The organism is Streptomyces sp. NPDC048734, assembly GCF_043198675.1.
Classification (GTDB): Bacteria; Actinomycetota; Actinomycetes; order Streptomycetales; family Streptomycetaceae; genus Streptomyces.
The window spans coordinates 85,977-112,223 of the sequence record NZ_JBICUZ010000019.1 but is presented as its reverse complement, the minus strand read 5'-3'; the positions used below and the strand labels follow the sequence as shown (position 1 = coordinate 112,223).

The following is a 26,247-nucleotide window of genomic DNA, read 5'->3' as shown; positions in this document are numbered from 1 at the left end:
GAGCGTCCGCGATGCGGACACGGGCGGGTGACGGGTCCGGGCTGCGGCGCGGTGCCCGAAGTCCCATTCGGGGTCCCGCGCCGCGGCCCGTGCGGGTGCGGCTCCCGGACTTCCGGGTGGTCCGGCCCGCGGCCGGTCGGCCAGCGGCCGCTCGTCGGCCACCGGTCGGTGAGGGCCGGTCAGTGACCGGTCTCGCCGCCGTTGTCACGGCGGTCGAGGGCGCGCTGGAGGGCCGCGGCGGCGTTCTTGCGGTCGGACTCGCTCGTACGGGGTGCGTGGCGGACGCGGCGGCGGACGGTCGTCTCGGCCATGGGAAATCGACTCCATTCGCGGAACCAGAAAGTTCGACGGGGTGTACGTGACTCCCCCACTGCCTCAAGAGCGTGGGAGGTGCCCCCGGACGGGCCGTTGGAGCGGTGCCGCAGGGGTTGCCTGCACGGGGCCCGGCTCACGACCGCCATTCGCTGGGTCGAGCGAGACGTTCGGCTCCTACAAAACTAAGGGAGGAGCCCGCGCCTGTCTCCACAATTACTCGGACTTCCTACTATCTGAGACGGCGTCCTGGTCACACCGCCCCGACCTGCGCGTTCGTCAGGGAACACCGGTCACCCGGACATGCCGACGGGCCAGGTCGGAAGGACCTGGCCCGTCGGGGTGGGGCGGGGGGGCGTCAGCCCATGTGCGGGTACGTGTAGTCGGTCGGCGGGACCAGCGTCTCCTTGATGGCGCGGGTCAGGGTCCAGCGCATCAGGTTCTGCGGGGCGCCGGCCTTGTCGTCGGTGCCGGAGGCGCGGCCGCCGCCGAAGGGCTGCTGGCCGACGACGGCGCCGGTCGACTTGTCGTTGATGTAGAAGTTGCCGGCCGCGTAGCGCAGCTTCTCCATCGTGTACGCCGCCGCCGCGCGGTCGTTCGCGATGACCGACCCGGTGAGGGCGTAGTCGGACACCGACTCCATCTGGGTCAGCATCTCGTCGTAGCGGTCGTCCTCGTAGACGTGGACGGCGAGGAACGGGCCGAAGTACTCGGTCGTGAAGACCTCGTTCTCCGGGTCGGTGCACTCGACGACGGTCGGGCGCACGAAGTAGCCGACCGAGTCGTCACAGCTGCCGCCCGCGACGATCGTGCAGGACGGGTCCGCCTCGGCGCGGTCGATCGCGGCCTTGTTCTTGGCGAAGGCCCGCTCGTCGATGACCGCGCCCATGAAGTGCGACAGGTCGGTCACGTCACCCATGGTGAGGGAGTCGACCTCGGCGGCGAACTCCTCCTTGAAGCCCGAGTTCCACAGGGAGGCCGGGATGTAGGCGCGCGAGGTCGCGGAGCACTTCTGGCCCTGGTACTCGAAGGCACCGCGGGTGAGGGCGGTCTTCAGCACGGCCGGGTCGGCGCTCGGGTGGGCGACGACGAAGTCCTTGCCGCCGGTCTCGCCGACCAGGCGCGGGTAGGAGCGGTACTTCTCGATGTTGGCTCCGACCGTCTTCCACAGGTACTGGAAGGTCTTCGTCGAGCCGGTGAAGTGGATGCCGGCCAGGTCCCGGTGCTCCAGGGCGACCTCGGACACCGCGATGCCGTCACCGGTGACGAGGTTGATGACGCCCTTGGGCAGCCCGGCCTCCTCCAGGAGCCGCATCAGCAGCACCGCGGCGTGGGTCTGGGTCGGGGACGGCTTCCAGACCACCACGTTGCCCATCAGCGCGGGCGCGGTGGGCAGGTTGCCCGCGATCGCCGTGAAGTTGAACGGCGTGATCGCGTAGACGAAGCCCTCCAGCGGACGGTGGTCCAGCCGGTTCCACACGCCCGGAGAGTTCGCCGGGGGCTGCTCGGCGAGGATCTGGCGGGCGTAGGCGACGTTGAAGCGCCAGAAGTCGACCAGTTCGCAGGGGGTGTCGATCTCGGCCTGCTGGGCGGTCTTCGACTGGCCGAGCATGGTGGAGGCCGCGAGGGTCTCGCGCCAGGGGCCGGCCAGCAGTTCGGCGGCGCGCAGGATGATCGCGGCGCGGTCGTCGAAGGACATCGCGCGCCAGGCGGGCGCGGCGGCGAGGGCCGCGTCGATGGCGTCCTGGGCGTCCTGGTGGGTGGCGTTGGCGTAGGTGCCCAGGCGTGCCTTGTGGTTGTGCGGCTGCACGACGTCGAAGCGCTCGCCGCCGCCCATCCGCTTCTCGCCGCCGATGGTCATCGGCAGGTCGATCGGGTTGTCGGCCAGCTCCTTGAGCCTGGCCTCCAGCCGGGCTCGCTCGGGCGAGCCGGGGGCGTAGCCGTGCACCGGCTCGTTGACGGGGGTGGGGACCTGGGTCACAGCGTCCATGGGATCCGTAACTCCTTGTACGTGAGCGGGTGTTGCCGGGAGGCGGGCGGGAGGGGGGCCGCCTCAGCCCTTGCTGATCGTCGAGCGCGGGAAGAACCGCGGGTTCGCGGGCCTCTCCGCCAGGCGGCGCATACCGCGTCTACCCGGGGGACAACCCCCGGACCCCCGGCCGGAGCCGCGGCACGGCCTCGTCACCTCAGCCATGACTGACCATGCTCCGCAGGAAGAAGCGCAGGTTCGCGGGCTTCTCCGCGAGCCGGCGCATGAAGTAGCCGTACCAGTCGGTGCCGTAGGCGGTGTAGACGCGCATGCGGTGGCCCTCCGCGGCCAGGCGCAGGTGCTCCTCGCCGCGGATGCCGTAGAGCATCTGGAACTCGTACTCGTCGGGCTTGCGCCCGGCCTTGCGCGCGAGTTCCTGGCCGATGGAGATCAGGCGGGGGTCGTGCGAGCCGATCATCGGGTAGCCCGCGCCGTCCATCAGGGTCCTCAGGACGCGGACGTACGCCTTGTCGATCTCGTGCTTGTTCTGGTGGGCGACCTCGGCGGGCTCCTTGTAGGCGCCCTTCACGAGCCGGACGCGGCTGCCGCTCTCCGCGAGGCGGCGGGCGTCGGCCTCGGTGCGGAAGAGGTAGGCCTGGATGACGCAGCCGGTCTGCGGGAAGTCCTTCCGCAGTTCCTCGTGGATGGCGAACATCGAGTCGAGGGTGGTGTGGTCCTCGGCGTCCAGGGTGACGGTCGTGCCGATGGCGGCGGCGGCCTCGACGACCGGGCGGACGTTGGCGAGGGCCAGGTCGTGACCCCCCTCCAGCGCTTGGCCGAACATGGACAGCTTGACGGACATCTCGACCTTCTCGCCGAGGTCGAGGTCCTTGAGGCGGTCCACCAGTTCGAGGTAGGCGTCGCGGGCGGCGGTGGCCTGTCCGGGGGTGGTGATGTCCTCGCCGACGACGTCCATCGTCAGCTCCAGGCCCCTGGCGGTCAGCTCCTCGACGATCGGGACGATGTCGTCCACCGTCTCGCCGGGGATGAAGCGGTCCACGACCTGCTTCGTCACCGGGGCCGCCGAGATCAGGCGTCGCATCCGGTCGCTGCGCGACGCGGCGAGAATCACGGGACCCAGCACGGGGCACCTCCACATACCAACCCATACGAGGCCGCTTCCCGACGATTCGGGAACGGCACGGAGAACCACCGTGAAACCTAAGGATCCCTCCGATCGTCGGCCATCGACAGCTGTCACGCATCCGTGCCGCGGATCTCAGACAGATGTATGAGGCGATCGCGGGGATGCGGGAGAATGACCGGGTGACGGCGGATTTCAAGGGTGAGTACCAGGAGCTGGTCGACGAGATCTCGGAGCTGCTCGGCGCCCCGGCGACCCTGGAGAACCGCGACTTCGAGCTGATCGCCTTCGGCACCTACGACAGCGAGGACGAACTGGACGCCGCCGCCCTGGACCCGGTGCGCACCCGTTCGATCCTCACCCGGCGCTCCACCCCGGCGGTCCGGTCCTGGTTCGAGGGTTTCGGCATCACCCGCGCCACGGCCCCGGTCCGCATCCCGCCGGCCCCGGAGGCCGGCGTCCACCGGGGCCGCGTCTGCCTGCCGGTGCGCCACCGGGGGGTCGCACTCGGCTACGTCTGGCTGCTGGACGGCGACCCGGGGCCCTCGGACGACCAGCTGGCGGGCGCGATGGAGGTGACGGGACGGATCGGCGCGCTGCTGGCCGACGAGGCCCAGCACGGTGCCGGCCTCACCCGCGAGCTGCGGGCGGTCCTGGCCGCCGACCGGGACTGGCAGCGGGACATGGCGGTGGCGGAGCTGCGCACCGCGCTCGGCGCCCGCGCGGACGGCCCGCACGCGCTGGTGTGCGTGGCGCCCTGGCCCTCGGCCGACCCCGACGACGCGCCGTCCCTGCGCACCCTGCCCGGCGCGGAGGCCCTGTGCACGGTGCCGTGGGGGGTGAGCGGCCAGTGCCTGGCGGTGCTGGTCCGGCTGCGCTCGGCGGAGACCCCGACCCCGGCGACCTCGGTGGCGGGACGGCTGCTGGAGCGGGCCGGCGGGGCGGCCGCCGCCGGGGTCGCGGCGGGGCGGGCGGGCCTCGCGGAGCTGGGGGCGGCCTGGCGGGAGGCGTCGGCGGCGGCCCGGGCGGCGCTGGCGGAGCCGCGCCTCGGGCCGACCGCCGCGTGGGCGTCGATCGGGCCCTACCGGCTGCTGACCTCGCTGCCGCCCGGCTCCGCCCACGACCCCGCCGTACGGACCCTGTCGGCCCCGGCCCATCGTGAACTGGCCCGTACCGCCGAGGTGTACCTGGACCGCGCGGGGCAGGCGGGGCGCGCGGCGGCCGAGTTGGGGATCCACCGGCAGACGCTGTACTACCGGCTGTCGCGGGTGGAGCAGCTGACGGGACTGGACCTGGACGACGGCGAGGACCGGCTGCTGCTGCACATGGCCCTCAAGGCGCGGCGGCTCTGAGTCCACCGCCCGCAGCGGTCCCGCACCGACGCCGGGGCCGCCACCGGGGCCGGGGCCGCCACCGCCACCGCCACCGCCACCGCCACCGCCACCGCCACCGCCACCGGGGCCAGTGTTGAAAACGATTGTCATCGTGTTACGGTCGGCGCACCCCTTGAACGTTTGACGACCTCTCCGGAGTGCTCCGTGCGCCTGCCCGCCCGCCGCCTGCTGCCCGTACCGGCCCTCGCGGCCGCCTCCGCGCTGCTCAGCGGCTGCTTCGCCGGGGACGGGACCGCGACAGCGACCGGCGGCGCGGACGGCAAGCGGGTGCGGCTCGCGATGATGCAGCCGCCGCGCTCGGGCCTGTCCCCGCTGTCCGACGACGCCTTCAAGCTCTCGCGCTGGTCGACCGCGGAGACCCTGGTGAAGCTGGACGCGGCCGGCGACGCCCGCCCCGCGCTCGCCACCTCCTGGCGGCAGGACGGCCGGACCTGGAGCTTCGAGATACGCGACGGCGTCACCTTCCACGACGGCACCGAGCTGGACGCCGAGGCCGTCGTGCGCTCGCTCACCCGGGCCGCCGGCGCCTCCCCCAAGCCCCGCATCCTGGACGGCGTCGAGCTGACCGCGCGGGCCGCCGACGCCGACACCGTCACCGTCACGACCGCCGCCGCCGACCCGCTGGTCCCGCAGCGGCTCAGCTCGCCGCAGCTGGCGGTCCTCGCCGCGAAGGCGTACACGGGCAAGACGGTGAACCCGGTCGGCGCCGGCACCGGCCCGTTCGAGCTGACGAAGGTCGACGGCACCTCGTCCGCCACCCTCGACCGCTACGACGCCTACTGGGGCGGCAGGGCCAAGGCGCCCGGCATCGACGTGCGGTTCGTGCCCGACGGCACCGCACGCGCCGCCGCCCTGCGCAGCGGCGAGGCCGACATCGTCGAGGCGGTCCCCGTCTCCCAGGCCGCGCTGCTGGACGAGGACCTCGTCACCGAGGTGCCCATGCCGCGCACCAACACCCTGTACCTCAACACCCGCAAGGGCCCCTTCGCGGACCCCGCGCTGCGGGCCGCCGCCCGTGCCGCGATCGACGCCGGGTCGATCGTGAAGGGCGTCTACGAGGGCCGCGCCGACGTCGCCGAGGGACTGCTCGGCCCGGCGCTGCCCTGGGCGGCGAAGCTGCGCACGCCGGTCACCCGCGCGAAGGCCGGCGACCCGGCCGGCCGGACCGTCACCCTCGGCACCTTCACCGACCGCGCCGAACTCCCCGAGGTCGCCGCCGCGCTGCAACAGCAGCTCCAGAAGGCCGGGTTCACCGTGAAGCTGGACGTGCGCGAGTACGCCAACATCGAATCCGACGCGCTGGCGGGCGAGTTCGACGCCTTCGTCCTGTCCCGCGCGACCGTGCTGGACTCCGGCGACCCGGCCGCCTACCTCTACAGCGACTTCGCCTCCGACGGCTCCTTCAACATCGCCCAGCTCGACGACCCCGCGGTGGACGCCCGGCTGCGGAAGGCCGGCGGGACGCCCACGGGCGACGCCCGCCGCCGGGCCGTCGTCGCCGCCGAGGCCGCCGTCCTCGCGACCGACGCCGCCGTCCCGATGCTGCACGAGCGGGTCATCCAGGGCGACGCGGCCGACGTCGTCGGCGCCGCCCACGACCCGCGCGAGCGGGAGCTGGTCACGGCCGCCACCCACGTCAGGTGAGACCCCCCGCCGCCGGGCTGACCCGGTCCCTGTCCCTCCTCGCGGTCCTCGCCGCCGTCGGCCTGCTGCCCTGGCTCTCCGGCCGCGACCCCGCCCTGTCCGTGCTGCGGGCCCGCTCCGCCGAGCAGGAGCCCACCCGGGAGGCCCTGGACGCCGTACGCCGTGACCTCGGTCTGGACGGGGGACCGCTGTCCCTGCTGGGCGGCTGGGCCGCCGGCCTGGTCCGCGGTGACCTCGGGACCTCCTGGGTGTCGGGCGCCGCCGTGGGGCCCTCCGTGCTGGCCGGGCTCCAGGTGTCGCTGGCCCTGATGGGCGCGGCGCTCGGGGTGGCGGTGCTGCTCGGCGTCGCGCTCGTCGCGCCGGTGCTGGTGCGCGGCCGGTCCTCGGCCGGCGCGGGCGCCGCCATGCTGGCCGCCGTCCCCGAGTTCCTGCTGGCCACGGTCGGGCTGCTGGTGTGCGGGGTGTGGCTGGGGTGGCTGCCGACGTCCGGCTGGGAGGGTCCCTCGTCCATGGTGCTGCCCGCCGTCGCGCTCGGCGTCCCGGCGGGCGGCCTGCTCGGCCGCCTGGTCGCGGACGCGCTGCCGGCCGTCCTGGAGGAACGGTGGGTCGAGCTGTGGCGGGGCGCCGGAGTGAGCCGCGCGCGGATCTCGGCCGCCGCCGTGCGCCGGGCACTGCCGCCGCTCGTCCCGCAGTTCGGGATGGCCGCCGTCGGCCTGACCGGTGGCGCGGTGGCGGTGGAGACGGTGTTCGCGGTCCCCGGCATCGGCCGTACGGCGCTGGGTGCGGCCAAGTCGCAGGACCTGCCGCTGCTCCAGGGCGCGGTCCTGGCCCTGCTGCTCCTCGGCCTGGTCACCGGCGCCCTGTCGGCGCTGGTACGGCGGCGGCTCCTCGGGCCCGCCCTGCGGGACGCCTCGCTGGCGCTGCCGCCGCCCCTGCCGGTCCGCGTCCGTCCGGCGGTCCCGCTGTCCCTGGCGGCGTTGCTCACCGCGGTCGTCGGGTGGGGCCTGCTGCGCGACCCGTACGCGGTGGACACGGCGGTCCGGCTGGCCCCGCCGTCCTGGGCGCACCCGCTCGGCACCGACGGACTCGGCCGTGACGTCCTGGCCCGCCTCGGCCACGGCGCGGCGTCGACGGTCGGTACGGCGGTGGCGGTCTGCCTGCTCGGCCTGCTCCTCTCCCTCGCGCTGGGCTTCCTGCCCGGCGTCGCGGCCGGGGCGGCGGACATCGCCAACGCGCTGCCCCCGGTGATCGCCGGCATCCTGGTCGCGGCCGTCTCGGGCCCCGGCGCCGGCGGGGCGGCCCTCGCGGTCGCCCTGATCTCCTGGCCGCCGCTGGCCGCGCACGCGGCGGCGCTGGTCCAGGAGGTGCGGGCGTCGGGGTTCCTCACCGCCCAGCGGGCCATCGGCGCGCCCCCGTCGTGGATCCTCACCCGGCACGTCCTGCCCGCCGTCGCCGCGCCCGTCGCCCGGCACGCCCTGCTCCGCCTGCCCGGCATCGCCCTGGCCCTGGCCTCCCTGGGCTTCCTCGGCCTCGGCGCCCAGCCCCCGGCCCCCGAGTGGGGCCTCCTCCTGGACGAGTCCCGCGCCTATGTGGAACGCGCCCCGTGGGCCGCCCTGTCCCCGGCGATCGCCCTGGCCCTGCTGGCGGGGCTGGCGGTCTCGGGGGCGGCGTACGCCCGGGGCGTCACCCGGACCTCCGGAAGGAGGAGGAGTCTTGAGGCCTGATCCGACGACCGGCCGGCCCGGGCGACCGGGGCCGCCCACCCCCCTGCTCTCGGTCCGCGACCTGCGGATCTCCTTCGGCGGCGCCGAGGCCGTGCGCGGGCTCTCCTTCGACGTCCGCCCCCGCGAGGTCCTGGCGCTGGTGGGCGAGTCGGGTGCGGGAAAGTCCCTCACCGCGCGGGCCCTGCTCGGGATGCTCCCGCGCGGCGCGGCGATGGCCGGTGAGATCCGGCTGGACGGTTCCACGGACCTCGCCGCCGCCCGGGGCCGCCGGATCGCGCTCGTACCGCAGGACGCCCTGTCCGCGCTCTCCCCCGTGCACCCCGTGGGGGACCAACTAGCCGCCGCCATAAGGTCGTTGCACCGCGTCTCCCGCTCCGAGGCCCGCGCCCGCGCCGTCGCCGCGCTGGACCGGGTGGGCATCCCGGACGCCGCCCGCCGGGCGCGGGCGTATCCGCACGAGTACTCGGGCGGGATGCGCCAGCGGGCGGTGATCGCGATGGCGACGGTGGGCGCACCCGGCCTCCTGGTCGCCGACGAGCCGACCACCGCCCTGGACGCCGGGCGCCGCGCACAGGTGCTGCGGGTGCTCGCCGAACAGCGGGAGGCGGCCGGCGCAGCGCTGCTCCTGGTCACCCACGACCTGGACGTCGTGCGCGAGCACGCGGACCGGGTCCTGGTGATGTACGCGGGCCGGACGAGCGAACTCGGTCCGGCGAAGGCCGTGTGGGACCGCCCGCGCGCCCCCTACACCGCGGGACTCCTCGCCTCGCTCCCCCAGGACGGCCCCCGGCGCCGCCGGCTGCCCGCCCTCCCCGGCACGCCTCCGGCGCCGGGCGCCCTGCCGCCCGGCTGCGCGTTCGCGCCGCGTTGCCCGCTGGCGGCGGACCGCTGCCGCACCGAGGAACCCGAGCCGCGCGACGTGGACGGACGGCTCGTCGCCTGCCACCGGACGGACGAGGTCCCCGCCGACCCCGTCGCGTTGTTCCAGGAGGGACGACCGGTATGACCCATCTGCTCGACGTGCGCGGCCTCGTGGTCCGCTACGGCGCCGTCACGGCCGTGGACGGCGTCTCCTTCACCCTGGAGGCGGGCGAGACCCTCGCCCTCGACGGCCCGTCCGGCTGCGGCAAGTCGACCACGGCGCTGGCCGTCCTCCAGCTGCGCCGCCCGGACGCGGGCGAGGTGCGCTTCGAGGGGAGGGAGCTGACGGCGCTCACCGCACGCGAACTGCGTCCCCTGCGCCCCCGCATGCAGCCGGTCTTCCAGGATCCCTACGGCTCCCTCAACCCCCGCCACCGCATCCGCGACGCGGTGGCGGAGCCCCTGAAGGTCCAGGGCCGCTGGACCGACGCCGACGGCCCCGCCCGCGTGGCCGCGCTCCTCGACCGGGTCGGCCTGGACCCGGCGTACGGCGGGCGCCGCCCCCACGAGCTCTCCGGCGGGCAGTGCCAGCGCGCCGGCATCGCCCGCGCGCTGGCCTCCGAGCCCCGGCTGCTGGTCCTGGACGAGCCGGTGTCCGCCCTGGACCCGTCGGTCCGCGCCGGAGTCCTGAACCTCCTGGCCGACCTCCGGGACGACCTCGGCCTCGGCTACCTGTTCATCTGCCACGACCGGGCCGTGGTACGGCACTTCGCGGACCGGGTGGTGCGGATGCGCGACGGCCGTATCGACCCCGCGCCGCGCTGATCCCGGCCCGCCGGACGCCCCACCGTCCCCGGCCGCCGCGGCACCCGTGGTCCGGGATCCGAAGGAGATGCCCTCCGGGGCGGGAACGTCCGCCGTGCCGGCCGGCGTCATCATGCGAAACCCCGGACCGGCCGAGCGTGCTCGGCCGGTCCGGGGAAGTCCGAGGGGGAGGACCCGGTGCGGAGGTCCCGGACCCCCGCACCGGCATCAGACCAGGTTCACCGCGCGCGCGGACGTGGCGCCGATCTCCGCGGCGACCTCGCCGAGCACCCCGGCGGGCACGGCGTCGTCCACGGTGAGCACGGCCAGCGCCTCGCCGCCGACGGCCGCGCGGGCGACCTGCATGCCGGCGATGTTGATGCCCGCCTCACCGAGGATGCGCCCGACGGTGCCGACGACACCCGGACGGTCCTCGTAGCGCAGCACCGCCATGTGGTCGGCGAGCGCGAGGTCCACGTCGTACTCACCGACCGCGACGATCTTCTGCAGGTGCTTGGGGCCGGCCAGCGTGCCGGACACCGACACCTCCTCGCCGTTGCCGAGTGTGCCGCGCACGGTGACGACGTTGCGGTGGTCGGCCGACTCCGAGCTGGTCGTCAGCCGCACCTCGACGCCGCGCTCCTGGGCGAACAGCGGGGCGTTGACGTACGACACGGTCTCGTCGACGACGTCCTCGAAGACGCCCTTGAGGGCGGACAGCTCCAGCACCTTCACGTCGTGCTGGGTGATCTCGCCGTAGACCTCGACGTCCAGGCGGACGGCGACCTCACCGGCGAGGGCGGTGAAGATGCGGCCGAGGCGCTCCGCGAGGGGCAGGCCCGGCTTGACGTCCTCGGCGATGACGCCGCCCTGGACGTTCACCGCGTCCGGGACCAGCTCGCCGGCGAGGGCGAGACGCACCGAGCGGGCGACGGCGATGCCGGCCTTCTCCTGGGCCTCGTCGGTGGAGGCGCCGAGGTGCGGGGTGGCGACGACCTGGTCGAACTCGAACAGCGGGGAGTCCGTGCAGGGCTCCTTCGCGTACACGTCGAGGCCGGCGCCGGCGACCCGGCCCTCCTTCAGCGCCGAGTACAGCGCCTCCTCGTCGACGATGCCGCCACGGGCCGCGTTGACGATCCGCACGCTCGGCTTGACCTTGCGCAGCGCCTCGTCGCCGATCAGGCCGACCGTCTCGGGGGTCTTGGGCAGGTGGACGGTGATGAAGTCGGAGACCTCGAGCAGCTCGTCCAGCGACAGGACCTTGACGCCCATCTGCGCGGCGCGCGCGGGCTGCACGTAGGGGTCGTAGGCGACGACCTTCATGCCGAAGCCGGACATGCGCTGGGCGACGAGCGCGCCGATGCGGCCGAGGCCCACGACGCCGAGGGTCTTCTCGGCCAGCTCCACGCCGGTGTACTTGCTCCGCTTCCACTCGCCGTTCTTCAGCGCGGCGTTGGCCTGCGGGATGTGGCGGGCGGTGGCGAGCAGGAGACCGCAGGCCAGCTCGGCGGCGGTCACGATGTTGGAGGTGGGGGCGTTGACGACCATCACGCCGGCCTTGGTGGCGGCGGAGACGTCCACGTTGTCCAGGCCGACGCCGGCTCGCGCGACGACCCTCAGCTTGCCGGCCGCGGCGATCGCCTCGGCGTCCACCTTGGTGGCGGAGCGGATCAGGATCGCGTCGACGTCGGCGATGGCCGGGAGCAGTTCGGCTCGGTCCGCTCCGTTGCAGTGCCGGATCTCGAAGTCCGGGCCGAGCGCGTCCACGGTCGCGGGCGACAGCTCTTCAGCGATGAGTACGACAGGTTTCGAGCTCACGTGAGTCCTCACAAGTCATGGAGGCACCTCCCATGCCCTCCAGGCTATGGGGGCGCGTGCGGACGGCCGTCCCGACGGCCGCAGGCGGAGGAGGGGCTAGCCGCGTGGAAGACGCACGACGCTGTGGGCCTGACGCGTATTAGTGCAGCAGTGTAGTGCCGCGGCGAGGAGCGTCCTGCGCCTCTGCGGAAGGATCACCCGTCCGTGGCTGGACGGGTTGGACAACACCATGGCACACGGTGTTACCCGGGGTCAGCCGAAGGGGCCGGAGCGGTCCGCTCCGGCCCCCGGCGTGAGGCTCACGCCTCCTCGTCGACCCAGCTCATCAGCTTGCGGAGCTGCTTGCCGGTGGTCTCCAGCAGGTGCTCGGAGTCGGCCGTCTTGTACTCGTCGTACTTCTTCAGACCGCCGTGGTACTCGTCCATCCACTGCCTCGCGAAGGTGCCGTCCTGGATCTCGGCGAGGACCTTCTTCATCTCGGCCTTGGTGGCGTCGGTGATGATGCGCGGACCGGTGACGTAGTCGCCCCACTCGGCGGTCTCGGAGACCGACCAGCGCATCTTCTCCAGGCCGCCCTCGTACATGAGGTCCACGATCAGCTTCAGCTCGTGCAGGCACTCGAAGTAGGCGATCTCCGGCTGGTAGCCGGCCTCGACCAGGGTCTCGAAGCCCGCCTTGACCAGCGCCGAGGTGCCACCGCACAGCACGGCCTGCTCACCGAACAGGTCGGTCTCGGTCTCCTCGGTGAAGGTCGTCTTGATGACACCGGCGCGGGTGCCGCCGATCGCCTTGGCGTACGACAGGGCCAGCGCGAAGGCGTTGCCGGTGGCGTCCTGCTCGACGGCCGCGATCGCGGGGACGCCGCGGCCCTCCTCGTACTGGCGGCGGACCAGGTGACCCGGGCCCTTCGGGGCGACCAGGGCGACGTCCACGCCGGCCGGGGCCTTGATGAAGCCGAAGCGCACGTTGAAGCCGTGCGCGAAGAACAGGGCGTCGCCGTCCTTCAGGTTCGGGGCGATGGACTCCTCGTAGACCTGGGCCTGGATCGGGTCCGGGATCAGGATCATGATGAGGTCGGCCTCGGCGGCGGCCTCCGCCGGGCTCACCACGCGCAGGCCCTGCTCCTCGGCCTTGGCCTTGGACTTGGAGCCCTCGTGCAGACCGACCCGCACGTCCACACCGGAGTCGCGCAGCGACAGGGCGTGGGCGTGGCCCTGGCTGCCGTAACCGATGACCGCGACCTTGCGGCCCTGGATGATGGACAGGTCGGCGTCGGCGTCGTAGAACAGCTCGGCCACTGTGGGTTCTCTCCTTGGTGTGCGGGTGTTGCGTCCCACCGTATGACGGCGGGCGGAAGGGAAGTCTCGGGGTCTCGGTATACGGGCGGCCGGTGTCGGCCGCCCGGGTTCCGTCGTTACGCCGACCGGTCGAGCGCGCGCAGGGAGCGGTCGGTGATCGAACGGGAGCCGCGGCCGATCGCGATCGTGCCGGACTGGACCAGCTCCTTGATGCCGTACGGTTCCAGCATCTTGAGCATGGCGGAGAGCTTGTCGCTGCCGCCGGTGGCCTCGATGGTCACGGCTTCCGGGGAGACGTCCACGGTCTTGGCGCGGAACAGCTGGACGATCTCGACGATCTGCGAGCGCGTCTCGTTGTCGGCGCGCACCTTCACCAGGACGAGTTCGCGCTGAACGGCCGATCCGGGTTCCAGCTCGACGATCTTCAGCACGTTGACGAGCTTGTTGAGCTGCTTGGTGACCTGTTCGAGCGGCAGTTCCTCGATCACGTTCACCACGATGGTGATGCGCGAGATCTCGGGGTGCTCGGTGACGCCGACCGCGAGCGAGTCGATGTTGAAGCCGCGGCGGGAGAACAGGGCGGCGATCCGGGCGAGGATGCCGGGCGTGTTCTCCACCAGGACGGAGAGCGTGTGCTTGGACATGTCTCTTGGGTCTTCCTCGCTCAGTCGTCTTCGTTGTCGCCGAAGTCGGGGCGGACGTCCCGTGCGGCCATGATCTCGTCGTTGGAGGTGCCGGCGGCGACCATCGGCCACACCATCGCGTCCTCGTGGACGATGAAGTCCACGACGACCGGGCGGTCGTTGATCGAGTTCGCCTCCTCGATGACCTTGTCCAGGTCGTCCAGGGACTCGCAGCGGATCGCGTGGCAGCCCATGGCCTCCGACAGCTTCACGAAGTCGGGGACGCGGGTGCCGGTGTTGGGCGCGGTGCCGTCCGCGTCCGGGCCGCTGTGCAGCACGGTGTTGGAGTAGCGCTGGTTGTAGAAGAGGGTCTGCCACTGGCGGACCATCCCGAGGGCGCCGTTGTTGATGATGGCGACCTTGATCGGGATGTTGTTCAGGGCGCAGGTGGTCAGTTCCTGGTTGGTCATCTGGAAGCAGCCGTCGCCGTCGATCGCCCAGACGGTCTTCGAGGGGACGCCGGCCTTGGCGCCCATCGCGGCCGGGACCGCGTAGCCCATCGTCCCGGCGCCGCCGGAGTTCAGCCAGGTGGCGGGCTTGTCGTACTTGATGAAGTGCGCGGCCCACATCTGGTGCTGGCCGACGCCCGCCGCGAACACCGTGCCCTCGGGCGCGAGCTGCCCGATGCGCTCGATGACCTGCTGGGGGGAGAGCGAGCCGTCCGCGGGCTGGTCGTAGCCCAGCGGGTAGGTCTCGCGCCAGCGGCTCAGGTCCTTCCACCAGGCGCTGTAGTCGCCCGGACCGGTCTCGGTGTGCTCCTTCTGCACGGCCTGGATCAGGTCGGCGAGGACCTCGCGGGCGTCGCCCACGATCGGCACGTCGGCGGCGCGGTTCTTGCCGATCTCGGCCGGGTCGATGTCCGCGTGCACGATCTTGGCGTACGGCGCGAAGCTGTCGAGCCTGCCGGTGACGCGGTCGTCGAAGCGGGCCCCGAGGGCGACGATCAGGTCGGCCTTCTGCAGTCCGGTGACGGCGGCCACCGAGCCGTGCATGCCGGGCATGCCCAGGTGCTGCGGGTGGGTGTCGGGGAACGCGCCCAGCGCCATCAGGGTGGTGGTCACGGGCGCGCCGGTCAGCTCGGCGAGGACCTTCAGCTCGGCGGTGGCGCCGGCCTTGAGGACACCGCCGCCGACGTAGAGGACCGGCCGCTTGGCGGCGGTGATCAGCTTGGCGGCCTCGCGGATCTGCTTGGCGTGCGGCTTGGTCACCGGGCGGTAGCCGGGCAGGTCCATGGTGGGCGGCCAGGAGAAGGTCGTCCGGGCCTGGAGGGCGTCCTTGGCGATGTCGACTAGGACCGGGCCGGGGCGGCCGGTGGAGGCGATGTGGAACGCCTGCGCGATGATCCGCGGGATGTCCTCGGCCTTGGTGACGAGGAAGTTGTGCTTGGTGATCGGCATGGTGATGCCGACGATGTCCGCCTCCTGGAAGGCGTCCGTGCCGATCGCCTTGGACGCGACCTGGCCGGTGATCGCGACCAGCGGCACCGAGTCCATGTGCGCGTCGGCGATCGGGGTGACCAGGTTGGTGGCGCCGGGACCGGAGGTCGCCATGCAGACGCCGACCTTGCCGGTGGCCTGCGCGTAGCCGGTGGCGGCGTGGCCCGCGCCCTGCTCGTGGCGGACCAGGACGTGACGGACCCTGGTCGAGTCCATCAGCGGGTCGTAGGCGGGAAGGATCGCGCCGCCGGGAATGCCGAATACCGTGTCGGCGCCGACCTCCTCGAGAGAACGGATGAGGGACTGCGCACCCGTCACGTGCTCGACGGGCGCGGAGTGCTGTCCTCCGGATCGGGGCCGCGGCTGCGGGTGATGGGCCCCGGTGGCCTGCTCGGTCATCGGCATTCTCTTCTCGATGCTGAGGGTTTTTGCGAGGTTCGTGCGGTGTCGGACTACTGGACGACAGGTGCTGGTGCAACAAAAAACCCCTCGTGCCAAAAGGCAAGCGAGGGGAGCGCGCCGGTGTGGTCGCTGGGGATTCCGGATCGTCCTCCGGTGGGTCCCAGCTCAGCCGACGCGCTGTCCAAGTACGAGAATTCGGGTGCGCATGGCATTGACCCTCCCCCCGGCACGCACCGACTGTCAAGTGGGTGGGACGGGGGTCTCATCATGTGAACGGAGGGCAGTGCCCCCACCTCGGCCTCCACCGCCCAGGACCGCCGGCACACCCCCGGTGTACACCCCCGCGCCGCCCCCGGCGAACGCCGGCTCGGCGGGTCCGTGCGGCAGCGGACAGCTGCCCCGGCCGAGCGCCCTGCGCAGCCGGTACTCGTCGAGCGGCCCGGCGAACGCCATGCCCTGCCCGTGCGTGCAGCCCATCGCGCGCAGGGCGACGACCTGCTCGGGCAGGTCCACGCCCTCGGCCACGGACTGGAGCCCCAGGTCGCCGGCGATCCGCAGCAGCCCACTGGTGATCTTGTGCAGCCGCGCGGACTCCACGACCCCCTCGACCAGGGCGCGGTCGAGTTTCAGTGCGTCCACGGGGAGACGGCGCAGGGCCGTTATGGCCACGCCGCCGCCGAAGCCGTCCAGCGCGATCCGGACGCCGAGGCGCCTGAGTGCGGCGAGCCGGCGCTCCAGCTCGTCCAGCGCCACCCCGGCATCGATGTCGGACAGCTCTATCACCAGCGAGCCGGGCGGCAGCCCGTGCCGGGTGAGCAGCGCCTCGACGGACCCCGGCGGCAGCGAGCGGTCCAGCAGACGCCGGGCGCCCACCTGGATCACCACCGGTGCGTTCAGCCCGCTCGCGGTGCGGTCGGCGGCCTGCTCGACGGCCTGCTCCAGCACCCAGCGGCCCAGCTCGGCGGTCCGGTCGCCCTCGTCGGCCACCCGGAGGAACTCGGCGGGGGTGAACAGCACTCCCTGGGAGGACCGCCACCGGGGCTGCGCCGCGACCGACGAGATCCGGCCGTCCTCCAGCCGCACCACGGGCTGGTGCAGCAGCGCGAACTCGCCGTCGTGCAGCGCGGCCCGCAACCGCGTCGCCAGCGCCGCCTTCCGCACGACGTCCTGCTGCATCTGCGGCTTGTACAGCTCGACCCGGTCCTTGCCCGCGGCCTTGGCCCGGTACATCGCGAGGTCGGCGTTGCGCAGCAGTTCGCCGGCGCCGAGCCCGGCCTCGGCGAAGGCCACCCCGATGGAGGCGGCGACCCGCACCTCGTTGCCGTCGATCAGGTAGGGCTGGGAGAGCGTGATCCGCAGGCGGTCGGCGAGTTCCAGTATGTGGCCCTCGCGGGCGCCGCGGTCGCGGGTGCCGTCGCCGACGATCAGGGCGGCGAACTCGTCACCGCCGAGCCGGGAGGCGGTGTCCCCCTGCCGGACGGCGTCCTGGAGTCTGCGGGCGGCCTGGACGAGGAGTTCGTCGCCGGCCTGGTGGCCGATGGTGTCGTTGACGGCCTTGAAGCCGTCGAGGTCGATGAAGAGGACGGCGGTGTTGCGCAGGGCGGTGCCCCGGTCGGAGCTGCGGCGGCCGGAGAGCGCCTGCTGCACGCGCCGGGTGAACAGGGCGCGGTTGGGCAGGTCGGTGAGCGGATCGTGCTCGGCGTTGTGCTGGAGCTGGGCCTGGAGGCGCACCCGCTCGGTCACGTCCCGGCTGTTGAAGATCAGGCCGCCGTAGTGCCGGTTGACGGTGGACTCGACGTTCAGCCAGCCCCCGTCGCCGGAGCGGAACCGGCACTCGATGCGGGTGGTGGGTTCCTCCTGGGGGCTGGCGGCCAGGAAGCGGCGCACCTCGTGCACCACGCACCCCAGGTCCTCCGGGTGGATGAGGTCGGCCAGCTCGGTGCCCACCAGGTCCTCGGCGGAGCGTCCGTAGACACCGGCGGCGGCCGGGGAGACGTAGCGCAGCACACCGCTGGGGGCGGCGATCATGATGACGTCGCTGGAGCCCTGCACCAGGGAGCGGAAGTGGTTCTCCTTCTGGGCCAGTTCCTGGGTGAGGGTGATGTTGTCGAGCAGCATGATGCCCTGGCGCACCACGAGGGCCAGCACCACGGCGCCGCCGGTGAGGAGGACGACCCGGTCGACGCTGCGGCCGTTGAGGACGTTGTAGAGGATCCCCAGGGTGCAGACGGCGGCGGCGAGGTAGGGCGTGAGGGCGGCGAGCGAGCCGGTGATGGGGCGGGCGCCCGGGAAGCGGCTCGGGTCGGCTCCCCGCGCGGGGGGCCGCACGGGCGGCCGGGACGGCCGGCCGCCGGTGCGCTGCCGGGGCAGGTGCTCGTGCACCACGCGCGTGTGGCCCGCGGCGCTCGCCCGGCGGTGCCGGCCGGCGGCCCAGGGCGCGTAGGCGAGGAGCAGGGAGCCGGCGAACCAGCCGGCGTCGAGGAGCTGGCCCGAGCGGTAGTTGTTGTGCATCAGCGGCGAGGTGAACAGGGCGTCGCACATCACGGTCAGCGCGAGGGCGCTGACGGCGGTGTTGACCGGCGTGCGGTTCACGGGTGAGCGCCGGAAGTGCAGCACCAGCACCATGCTGACCAGGGCGATGTCGAGCAGCGGATACGCCAGGGTGAGCGCCGCGTGCGCCACGCCGGGTCCGTCGAGTTCCGCGGCCTGGGCGAGTGCGAGGCTCCAGGAGAGGGTGAGCAGCGAGCCGGCGATCAGCCAGGCGTCGAGCGCGAGGCAGACCCAGCCGGCCCTGGTCACGGGCCGGGCGGCGAGCACCAGCAGGCCCACGATCGCGGGCGGCGCGAAGCACAGGAAGAACACGTCGGCGTAGCTGGGGCTGGGTACGGGACGCTTCAGGACGACCTCGTACCACCCCCAGACCAGATTGCCCAGGGCCGCCATCGCCGAGGAGAACGAGAACAGCAGCCAGGCCGGGCGCAGGCGGACGCGGCGGGTGCGCCCGTAGAGGAAGCAGGACACGGAGGCGGCGGCCGCCGCCGCGGACAGCCCGAAGTCGCCCATGATGAGCGCGACGCGGTCGGACCCCCAGCCGAGGGCGGAACCGACGGCGTAGCCCGCGCAGATCAGGGCCAGCAGGAGTTGGTGGACGGTGTTCGAGCAGGGGCTGCCGGGGGACGACGGCCTGGCGGGCGGCGTTCCCTTCGGGGCCTGCGTCCGCAGCGCTCCGTCGAGGAGGGGCGTGGAGGTCGGCGGCGGACTCACCGGGGCCTCCCGGTCCGTGCCGCTCCCGCGTCCCGCACGCCCCGGTGCGCCGGGTGCGCGTGATCGCGGCGGCCGCCGTGCCCGCGGCGGTGACGACCGCCGTGCCGGCTTCGGTGACCGGTGGGGCCGTCGCTCGCGCGGCCGGCCGTGCAACAGGGTCGTCGGCGGCGGCTCCGCCGCGTCGGGTCGTTCGTCCATAGGCCGTGCATCGCCCGTCGCCCCCCTCACAGTCTGAGATGTCCAACCCCGGCGCCGAACGGTGCGCGGCGCAGCCCCTGTCGGGACGATACACCAGGATCGTCACTCAGGGACATAGCTTCTCTACGCTCAGTGACGACCAGCGACTATGCCCGCACGGAAAGCGTCCGGGGGACTGCGGAGGGTGCCCGGAACGTGTCGCGCGCGTGCCGTGGTCCTCATGCCTCGTCGGCGGCGCCCGTCGTAAGGATCACGTTGCGCAGGGGCTCCCGGTTCACGAACCGGCCCAACTGGTCGACCAGCAGCCGCTTGGCGCGCGGCAGGAAGGCGGAGGTGGGCCCGCCGACGTGCGGGCTGATCAGGACGCCGGGCGCCCGCCACAACGGGTGGGCCGGGGGCAGGGGTTCGGGGTCGGTGACGTCCAGGGCGGCGGTGAGCCGGCCGCTCTCCAGCTCGGTGAGCAGGGCCTCGGTGTCGACGACCGCGCCGCGGGCGACGTTGACGAGCAGCGCGCCGTCCTTCATCCGGGCGAGGAAGCCGGCGTCCACCAGACCGCGCGTGCTCTCGGTCAGGGGCGTGGAGAGGATGACGACGTCCGCCTCGGGCAGCAGTGCGGGCAGTTCGGTGAGTGGGCGCACGGGGCCGCGCTCCGTAGCGCGCGCGGAGCGCGCGACGCGCGCCACCCGCGCGACCTCGAACGGCACGAGCCGGTCCTCGATCGCCGAGCCGATCGCGCCGTACCCGACGATGAGGACGTTCCGGTCGGCGAGCGCCGGATGGAACTCGCCCTGCCAGTGGCCCTGTTCCTGGGCGCGCACGAACTTCGGGATGCCGCGCAGGGAGGCCAGCGTGAGGGTGAGCGCCAGCTCGGCGGTGCTCGCCTCGTGCACCCCGCGCGCGTTGCACAGCCGCACGCCGGGCGGGAGGTCGGCCAGGCGCGCGGTGACGTCGTCGACGCCGGCGGTGAGCGTCTGCACGACGCGGACCCGGCGCAGTTCCGCCAGCGGACGCACCTTCACCTGCTGCCGCTTCATGTAGGGCACCACGTAGAGGACGCAGTCGGCGGGGTCGCCGGGGAACTCCTGCTCTCCGTCGGGACCCCCGTCCCAGAAGAGGGGGTTGAGCCCCTCGGGGAATCCTTCGATCTCGTCCGGCGGAATGGGCAGCCACACGTCAGCAGTCATGGTCAGGAGGCTATGTCAGGCACGCGCGCGTGCAGAGGTTAGGTTGGTGGGCCGGGCGAGGGAGGGTCACGAGCAGGTGGAGCGCAGGACGATCGGCGCGGCGGCGCTCGCGGTGGGGGCCGTCGGACTCGGGTGCATGCCGATGAGTTGGGGGTACAGCGGGTCGCGGCAGCGGGGCGACGAGTCGCTGCGGGCGCTGCACCGGGCGCTGGACCTGGGTGTCTCCCTGCTGGACACCGCGGACATGTACGGGCCGTTCACCAACGAGCTTCTGCTGGGGCGGGTGTTGAAGGAGCGGCGCGGGGACGCGTTCGTGTCGACGAAGGTGGGGCTGCTGGTCGGCGACCAGCACGTCGTGGCCAACGGCCGCCCCGGGTACGTGAGACGGGCGTGCGACGCGTCCCTGCGGCGGCTCCAGACGGACGTCATCGACCTCTACCAGTTGCACCGCGCCGATCCCGAGGTCCCGGTCGAGGAGACCTGGGGCGCGATGGCCGACCTGGTCCGGGCGGGCAAGGTACGGGCGTTGGGGCTGTGCGCGGTGGGCGCGCGCGGCGGGCGCCGTGCGGGCGGTCGGCTGTACGACGCGACGATCCGGCAGCTGCTGCGGGTGCAGCAGGTCTTCCCGGTGAGCGCGGTGGAGGCGGAGCTGTCGGTGTGGTCGCCGGAGGCACTGGACGCGCTGCTGCCGTGGTGCGAGGCGCGCGGCATCGGCTTCCTCGCGGCCATGCCCCTGGGGAATGGTTTCCTCACCGGCACGCTGACCCCCGGCGAGGGCTTCGAACGCGATGACATGCGGGCCCGGCACCCCCGGTTCACCGCCGAGATGATGGCCGCGAACCAGCCGATCGTCGTCGGTCTGCGCCGGGTGGCGGCCCGGCACGGCGAGGACGTGACGGCCGCGCAGGTGGCGCTGGCCTGGGTGCTGGCGCAGGGCCGGCACGTGGTGCCGGTGCCGGGGGCCAAGCAGGAGCGGTGGGTGGCGCAGAACGCGGACTCGGCCCGGCTGCGGCTGACCGGGCGGGACCTGGCCGAAGTGGCGGCGCTGCCCGCGGCTCAGGGGTCGTGGGACTGAGGACGGTGGCACCGCGGCCGCGGCGAAGGCGGAGTCCGGGGGTAGCCGGCGCCGCACGGAAGGCGGGGCCGGTGCCGCGTCAAGGCCGTCGGCACGTCGGGGAGCCGGTGCCGCACGGAAGGCGGGACCGGTGCCGCACGGAAGGCGGGACCGGTGCCACGCGGAAGGCGGGGCGGGCGCCGCGTCGAGGCCGTCGGCACGGCGGGGGGCCGGTGCCGAATCTGGACCGGTGCCGGTGCCGGGTCGGGTCGGGACCGGTGCCGGGTCGGGACCGGTGCCGCATCGGGACCGGTGCCGCATCGGGACCGGTGCCGCATCGGGTTCCGGAGATCGGGAACTCGTGGGGCGCGAGCGGTGTATGACAAGGAGAACCTGCCGCTGGACCGCCGCGTCGAAGGGACCAAGATCGTGCAACGTCGCGCAGTGACGGCCGTACTGGCCGCGAGTGTGCTCCTGCTGACGGCGGGCTGCTCCTCCGACGGCGGAGGGGCCCCGGGGGCCGCCCCGAGCCCGTCGGCCAGCCCCACGGCCGCGGGCTCCTCGCCGGCGGCCGAGGAGACCCCGCCCGCGAAGGGCACGGTCGAGGTGGTGCGTACCGTCGCCGAGGGGCTGGACACCCCCTGGGGCCTCGCGCCGCTCCCCGAGGGCGGCCTGCTCGTGGCCTCCCGCGACCGGGGGACGATCACCCTGGTCGACACGGACGGCGGCGGGAAGACCGAGCTGGGCGAGGTACCGGGCGTCTCGGCGGCCGGTGAGGGCGGCCTGCTCGGCATCGCCCTGTCCCCGGACTACGCCTCGGACCACATGGTCTACGCCTACTTCACCTCGGCGTCCGACAACCGCGTCGTACGCATGCTGTACGACGCCGACCGGCCCGCCGGCGAGCAGCTGGGCGCGCCGGACACGGTCTTCCGGGGCATCCCCAAGGGCATGATCCACAACGGCGGGCGCATCGCCTTCGGCCCGGACCGGATGCTGTACGTGGGCACCGGCGAGAGCGGACAGCAGGGTCTGTCCCAGGACAAGGACTCCCTGGGCGGCAAGATCCTGCGGCTGACCCCGGAGGGCGAACCGGCCACGGGCAACCCCTTCCCCGACTCCCCGGTGTACTCGTACGGCCACCGCAATGTGCAGGGCCTCGCCTGGGACGCGAAGCAGCGCCTGTTCGCCGCCGAGTTCGGCCAGAACACCTGGGACGAGCTGAACGCGATCGTGCCGGGCGGCAACTACGGCTGGCCGGAGGCCGAGGGAAGGTCCGGCGCCGCGAAGTACCGCGATCCGGTGGCCCAGTGGAGCACCGACGAGGCCTCGCCCAGCGGTGTCGCGTACGCCGAGGGCTCGATGTGGCTGGCGGGTCTGCGGGGGCAGCGCCTGTGGCGCGTCCCGCTGAAGGGCACGGCGGCGTCGGCCGACCCGCAGGCGTTCCTGGAGGGTGAGTACGGCAGGCTGCGGACCGTGGTGGCGGCGGGCGGCGACAAGCTGTGGGTGACGACCAGCAACACCGACGGCCGGGGCACGCCGAAGAAGGGCGACGACCGGATCCTGGAGCTGGAGGTGAGCTGAGGCGTACGGGCGCCCGGGGACCTCGCTCTCAGCCGCGGGGCTCCCGCGTCGGGGCATCGTCCGTCGGGGCCGCGTCCGTCGGTGTTGCGTCCGTCGGGGCCGCGTCCGTCTCGTCCGCGGGATCGGGCGGTCGCACGACGACCTTTCCGGACCCGAGGTCTATCGGCCCGTGTCCGGGGTCGGCGTCGCCGACGTCCTCCCTGGTCAGCTCCAGGCGGTTCTGCTCGTCGCGGGTGTGCCCCCGGCCGGGTGCGAACAGTTCCTCGAACAGGTTGAACACGGCGCCTCCCCTGCCGGTTCCCGCCAGCGTACGCCTCACCGCGCGGGCGGCGCCTGGAGGGCGTCGGCCGGGAAGAGTCCCAGCCGGTGGGCCACCGCCGCCGCCTCGCCCCGCCCGGAGACGCCGAGCTTGGCCAGGATGTTGGAGACGTGCACGCTCGCCGTCTTCGGGGAGATGAAGAGTTCCCCGGCGATCTGGCGGTTGGTGCGGCCGGCCGAGACCAGGCGCAGGACGTCGCGTTCCCGGCCGGTGAGGCCGAGGGCCTCGACGGGGTCGGTGGCGGCCGGGGCCCGGCGGGGACCGTGCGTGAGGGGCAGCCGGGCGCGCCGGCCGAGCCGGCCGACGGCGTCGCCGAGCGGGCGGGCGCCGAGGTGGGCGGCGACGGCGTGGGCGAGGCGGAGCAGTTCGGCGGCGCGGTCGCGCTCGTCGTCACCGCCCTCGGTCAGCAGGGCCTCGGCCAGGCGGTACCGGGTGCGGGCGAGGTCGTAGGGGCGCTCCAACGGCTCGAAGGCGGCGACCGCCGCCGCCCAGTCCTGCGGGCCGCCGCGGCCCTCGGCGCGCAGCAGCTCGGCGCGCAGCCAGAGCTCGTGGGCCCGCCAGACGGGGACGACGGCGACGGTCTTCTTCGCGGCCCCCCGGACGCGTTCGAGGAGTTCGGCGCGGCCCCGTTCGGTGGCAGGCAGGCCGCGGGCGTCGCCCTCGGCGGCGGTCGCGGTGAGGAGGAGGGGCCAGGCGTACCGCTGGGCGCCGGGCGGGAAGCCCCGGTCGAGGGCGCGGGTGAGGTGGGCGCGGGCGTCGGGGAGGCGGCCCTCGGCGGCGGCGAGGGCGATGGCGAGGCGGGTGAGGGGGAGGTCGTGCTGGGGCGCGCGACCGTGGGAACCGAAGTACTCCTGGGCCAGGGCCAGTTGACGTCCGGCCTCGGCGTGGTCGCCGCGGTGCAGGGCGAGTTCGGCCCGCAGGCAGGCATGGCCGCCCCGGATGCCCACGCCCTGGCCGATGCGGCCGACGGTGGCGCAGGCGCGGTCCGCCTCGTCCCAGCGGCCCAGCGACAGCAGGGACTCGGCGAGGTTTCCCCAGACCCAGGCCTCCGTCTCGGACAGTCCGTGCCGTCGCGCGTAGGCGACGCCCTCCTCCAGGATCGGCAGGGCCTCGCCGGAGCGACCGACCGCTTCGAGTTCGGAGGGGAGGTTGACGTAGGCGTTCAGCGCGACGGACGGGATGTTCTCCGCGAGCGCCCGGCCCTTGACGTCGTACAGCTCCGTGAGGCCGGTCTCGACGTGGCCGGCGTCGACCATGAGGACGCCGAGGATCTGGCGGGCGTCGAGTTCGATCTCGCGGACGCCGACCATGCGGGCGTACTCCACGGCGTGCTCGGCGGCGGCGTAGGCGTCGGGTCCGGGGGCGTGCAGCATGGTCCAGTTGGCGACGTGGGTGAGCACCTCGGCGTGCACCTCGCTGGGCGGCAGGCCGCGCACCAGGTCCTGTGCGGTGGTCAGCTCCTCCCGGCCGCTGCCCCGGCCCAGCGAGCGCGTCAGCCGGGAGCGCTGCACCCAGAACCAGGCCGTGCGCAGCGGGTCGTCGTCGTCCTCCAGGAGGCGCAGCGCCCGTTTGGTGATCTTCAGGGCGCGTTCGCGTTCGCCGCACAGGCGGCCGGCGACGGCGGCCTCGGCCATGAGGTCGAGGTAGCGCAGCGGGGTGGTGTCCGGATCGCAGCCGCAGGCGGGGTAGGCCTCGGCGTAGTCGAGGGGGCGCAGCCGGTGCCGTACGTCCTCGGGGGCGGCGTCCCACAGTTCCATCGCGCGTTCCAGGAGCCGCAGTTGCTCGCTGTAGGCGTGGCGGGAGCGGGCGGTGACGGAGGCGTCGAGGACGGCGGGGAGGGCCTTGGCCGGGTCGTGGGCGTGGTACCAGTAGCTGGCCAGGCGGGTGACGCGTTCGTCGGCGGGCACCAGCGTCGGGTCGGTCTCCAGGGCTTCGGCGTAGCGCCGGTTGAGGCGGGAGCGTTCGCCGGGCAGCAGGTCGTCGCCGACGGCCTCGCGGACCAGGGAATGGCGGAAGCGGTAGCCGTCGCCGCCGGGGGCGGCGAGCAGGAGGTTGGCGCCGACGGCGGCGCGCAGGGCCTCGATGAGGTCGTCCTCGGTGAGCCGGGCGACGGCGGCGAGCAGCCGGTACTCGACGGTGGAGCCGCCCTCGGCGACGATCCGGGCGACTTTCTGGGCGCTGTCCGGCAGCGCCTCGACGCGGACCAGGAGCAGGTCGCGCAGGGTGTCGGTGAGGCCGGTGCGGCAGCCCTCGTGGGCGGCGACGGCGAGTTCCTCGACGAAGAAGGCGTTGCCGTCGGAGCGTTCGAAGATGGCGTCGACCTGGGCGGGGTCGGGTTCGGCGGCGAGGATGCCGGCGATCTGGCGGCCGACCTCCTCGCGGGTGAGGCGGGCGAGTTCAAGGCGGCGGACGGTGCGCAGCCGGTCGAGTTCGGCGAGCAGGGGGCGTAGCGGGTGACGGCGGTGGATGTCGTCGGAGCGGTAGGTGGCGAGGACGACGAGGCGGCCGGTGCGCAGGGTGCGCAGCAGGTAGGAGAGGAGGTGGCGGGTGGAGGCGTCGGCCCAGTGCAGGTCCTCCAGGGCCACCACGACGGTGCGGTCGGCGGCGACGCGCTCCAGGAGACGGGCGGTGAGTTCGAAGAGGCGGGCCATGCTCTCCTCGTCGTGCCGGCCTCCGCCCGTCTCCCCCACCTCGGGCAGCAGCCGGGCGAGTTCCCCCTCCTGGCCGGCCGCGGCGGCGGCCAGGTCGTCCGGCAGGGCCCGGCGCAGGGCGCGCAGCGCGGTGGAGAAAGGAGCGAAGGGCAGCCCGTCGGCGCCGATCTCGACACAGCCGCCCAGCGCGACGACGGCTCCCCGGCGGTCGGCGGCGGTGGCGAACTCCTCGACGAGCCGGGTCTTGCCGACCCCGGCCTCGCCACCGATCAGCAGGGCCTGCGGCTCTCCCGCGGCGGCGCGGTCGAGCGCGTCGTCCAGGGTGTCCAACTCGTCGGTACGGCCGACGAAGACGGGGCTGACGGACCTGTTCTCCACGGGGGCGAGCATCGCACGGCGGTGCGACGGGGGCCCAGTCGTTATCGGGGGCGCGGTCGTGGTCGGCGGCGCGGTCGTGGTCGGCGGCGCGGTCGTGGTCGGCGGCGCGGTCGTGGTCGGCGGCGC

The 26,247-nt window shown here is 73.7% G+C and carries 18 protein-coding genes; 7 read left to right on the top strand and 11 right to left on the bottom strand.

The window, feature by feature from the left end; all coding sequences use genetic code 11:
- Positions 1–179 precede the first annotated feature (179 nt).
- The 3 genes from ACGFQC_RS32795 to ACGFQC_RS32785 form a co-directional block, all read right to left on the bottom strand.
- Positions 180–311, bottom strand: coding sequence for a hypothetical protein (locus ACGFQC_RS32795; protein ID WP_363091874.1), 132 nt, complete (start codon positions 309–311; stop codon positions 180–182).
- A gap of 359 nt (positions 312–670) precedes the next feature.
- Positions 671–2,302 (bottom strand): L-glutamate gamma-semialdehyde dehydrogenase, encoded by a 1,632-nt coding sequence (gene pruA / locus ACGFQC_RS32790; protein ID WP_363091873.1) that lies wholly within the window; start codon positions 2,300–2,302, stop codon positions 671–673.
- 196 nt (positions 2,303–2,498) lie between these two features.
- Positions 2,499–3,425, bottom strand: coding sequence for a proline dehydrogenase family protein (locus tag ACGFQC_RS32785; RefSeq protein WP_363091872.1), 927 nt, complete (start codon positions 3,423–3,425; stop codon positions 2,499–2,501).
- 164 nt (positions 3,426–3,589) lie between these two features.
- Between ACGFQC_RS32785 and ACGFQC_RS32780 the strand changes: the two genes are divergently transcribed.
- From ACGFQC_RS32780 to ACGFQC_RS32760, 5 genes are all read left to right on the top strand, one after another.
- On the top strand, positions 3,590–4,777 hold the full coding sequence (locus ACGFQC_RS32780) for a helix-turn-helix domain-containing protein (protein WP_363091891.1): 1,188 nt from the start codon (positions 3,590–3,592) through the stop codon (positions 4,775–4,777).
- A 186-nt stretch (positions 4,778–4,963) separates the two neighbouring features.
- Entirely contained in the window at positions 4,964–6,463 is a 1,500-nt protein-coding gene (locus ACGFQC_RS32775; RefSeq protein WP_363091871.1) for an ABC transporter substrate-binding protein, read from the top strand.
- Entirely contained in the window at positions 6,460–8,187 is a 1,728-nt protein-coding gene (locus tag ACGFQC_RS32770) for an ABC transporter permease subunit (RefSeq protein WP_363091870.1), read from the top strand. The genes ACGFQC_RS32775 and ACGFQC_RS32770 overlap by 4 nt, the downstream gene beginning before the upstream one ends.
- Positions 8,177–9,193, top strand: a complete 1,017-nt coding sequence (locus ACGFQC_RS32765) for an ABC transporter ATP-binding protein (protein ID WP_363091869.1) — start codon at positions 8,177–8,179, stop codon at positions 9,191–9,193. The genes ACGFQC_RS32770 and ACGFQC_RS32765 overlap by 11 nt, the downstream gene beginning before the upstream one ends.
- On the top strand, positions 9,190–9,873 hold the full coding sequence (locus ACGFQC_RS32760; RefSeq protein WP_363091868.1) for a dipeptide/oligopeptide/nickel ABC transporter ATP-binding protein: 684 nt from the start codon (positions 9,190–9,192) through the stop codon (positions 9,871–9,873). Before ACGFQC_RS32765 ends, ACGFQC_RS32760 begins: the two co-directional genes overlap by 4 nt.
- 207 nt (positions 9,874–10,080) lie before the next feature.
- On the opposite strand, the gene serA is transcribed toward ACGFQC_RS32760, so the two are convergent.
- The 6 genes from serA to ACGFQC_RS32730 form a co-directional block, all read right to left on the bottom strand.
- Positions 10,081–11,670, bottom strand: a complete 1,590-nt coding sequence (gene serA / locus ACGFQC_RS32755; RefSeq protein WP_363091867.1) for a phosphoglycerate dehydrogenase — start codon at positions 11,668–11,670, stop codon at positions 10,081–10,083.
- Positions 11,671–11,969: 299 nt separating this feature from the next.
- A complete protein-coding gene (gene ilvC / locus ACGFQC_RS32750; RefSeq protein ID WP_363091866.1) occupies positions 11,970–12,968 on the bottom strand; it encodes a ketol-acid reductoisomerase in 999 nt (332 codons plus the stop codon).
- Between the two features lie 116 nt (positions 12,969–13,084).
- Entirely contained in the window at positions 13,085–13,612 is a 528-nt protein-coding gene (gene ilvN, locus ACGFQC_RS32745) for an acetolactate synthase small subunit (RefSeq protein WP_356562102.1), read from the bottom strand.
- Between the two features lie 20 nt (positions 13,613–13,632).
- Entirely contained in the window at positions 13,633–15,486 is a 1,854-nt protein-coding gene (locus tag ACGFQC_RS32740) for an acetolactate synthase large subunit (protein WP_363091865.1), read from the bottom strand.
- 243 nt (positions 15,487–15,729) lie between these two features.
- Positions 15,730–18,753 carry an EAL domain-containing protein gene (locus tag ACGFQC_RS32735; protein ID WP_363091864.1) on the bottom strand — a complete coding sequence of 1,008 codons (3,024 nt, stop codon included), beginning with the start codon at positions 18,751–18,753 and terminating at the stop codon, positions 15,730–15,732.
- 416 nt (positions 18,754–19,169) lie between these two features.
- Positions 19,170–20,135 (bottom strand): 2-hydroxyacid dehydrogenase, encoded by a 966-nt coding sequence (locus ACGFQC_RS32730; protein WP_363091863.1) that lies wholly within the window; start codon positions 20,133–20,135, stop codon positions 19,170–19,172.
- A 76-nt stretch (positions 20,136–20,211) separates the two neighbouring features.
- On the opposite strand from ACGFQC_RS32730, the gene ACGFQC_RS32725 reads away from it, so the two are divergent.
- Both ACGFQC_RS32725 and ACGFQC_RS32720 read left to right on the top strand, forming a co-directional pair.
- The gene (locus ACGFQC_RS32725) at positions 20,212–21,210 is read left to right on the top strand and encodes an aldo/keto reductase (protein WP_363091862.1); all 999 of its coding nucleotides are present in this window, start codon (positions 20,212–20,214) and stop codon (positions 21,208–21,210) included.
- Positions 21,211–21,633: 423 nt separating this feature from the next.
- The gene (locus ACGFQC_RS32720) at positions 21,634–22,773 is read left to right on the top strand and encodes a PQQ-dependent sugar dehydrogenase (RefSeq protein ID WP_363091890.1); all 1,140 of its coding nucleotides are present in this window, start codon (positions 21,634–21,636) and stop codon (positions 22,771–22,773) included.
- 28 nt (positions 22,774–22,801) lie between these two features.
- Here the strand turns inward: ACGFQC_RS32720 and ACGFQC_RS32715 are convergent, their stop codons facing one another.
- Together ACGFQC_RS32715 and ACGFQC_RS32710 are read right to left on the bottom strand one after the other, a co-directional pair.
- Positions 22,802–23,053: a DUF6191 domain-containing protein gene (locus ACGFQC_RS32715; protein ID WP_363091861.1), complete on the bottom strand. Its 252-nt coding sequence runs from the start codon at positions 23,051–23,053 to the stop codon at positions 22,802–22,804.
- 35 nt (positions 23,054–23,088) lie between these two features.
- Positions 23,089–26,133, bottom strand: coding sequence for an AAA family ATPase (locus ACGFQC_RS32710; protein ID WP_363091860.1), 3,045 nt, complete (start codon positions 26,131–26,133; stop codon positions 23,089–23,091).
- Positions 26,134–26,247 lie beyond the last annotated feature (114 nt).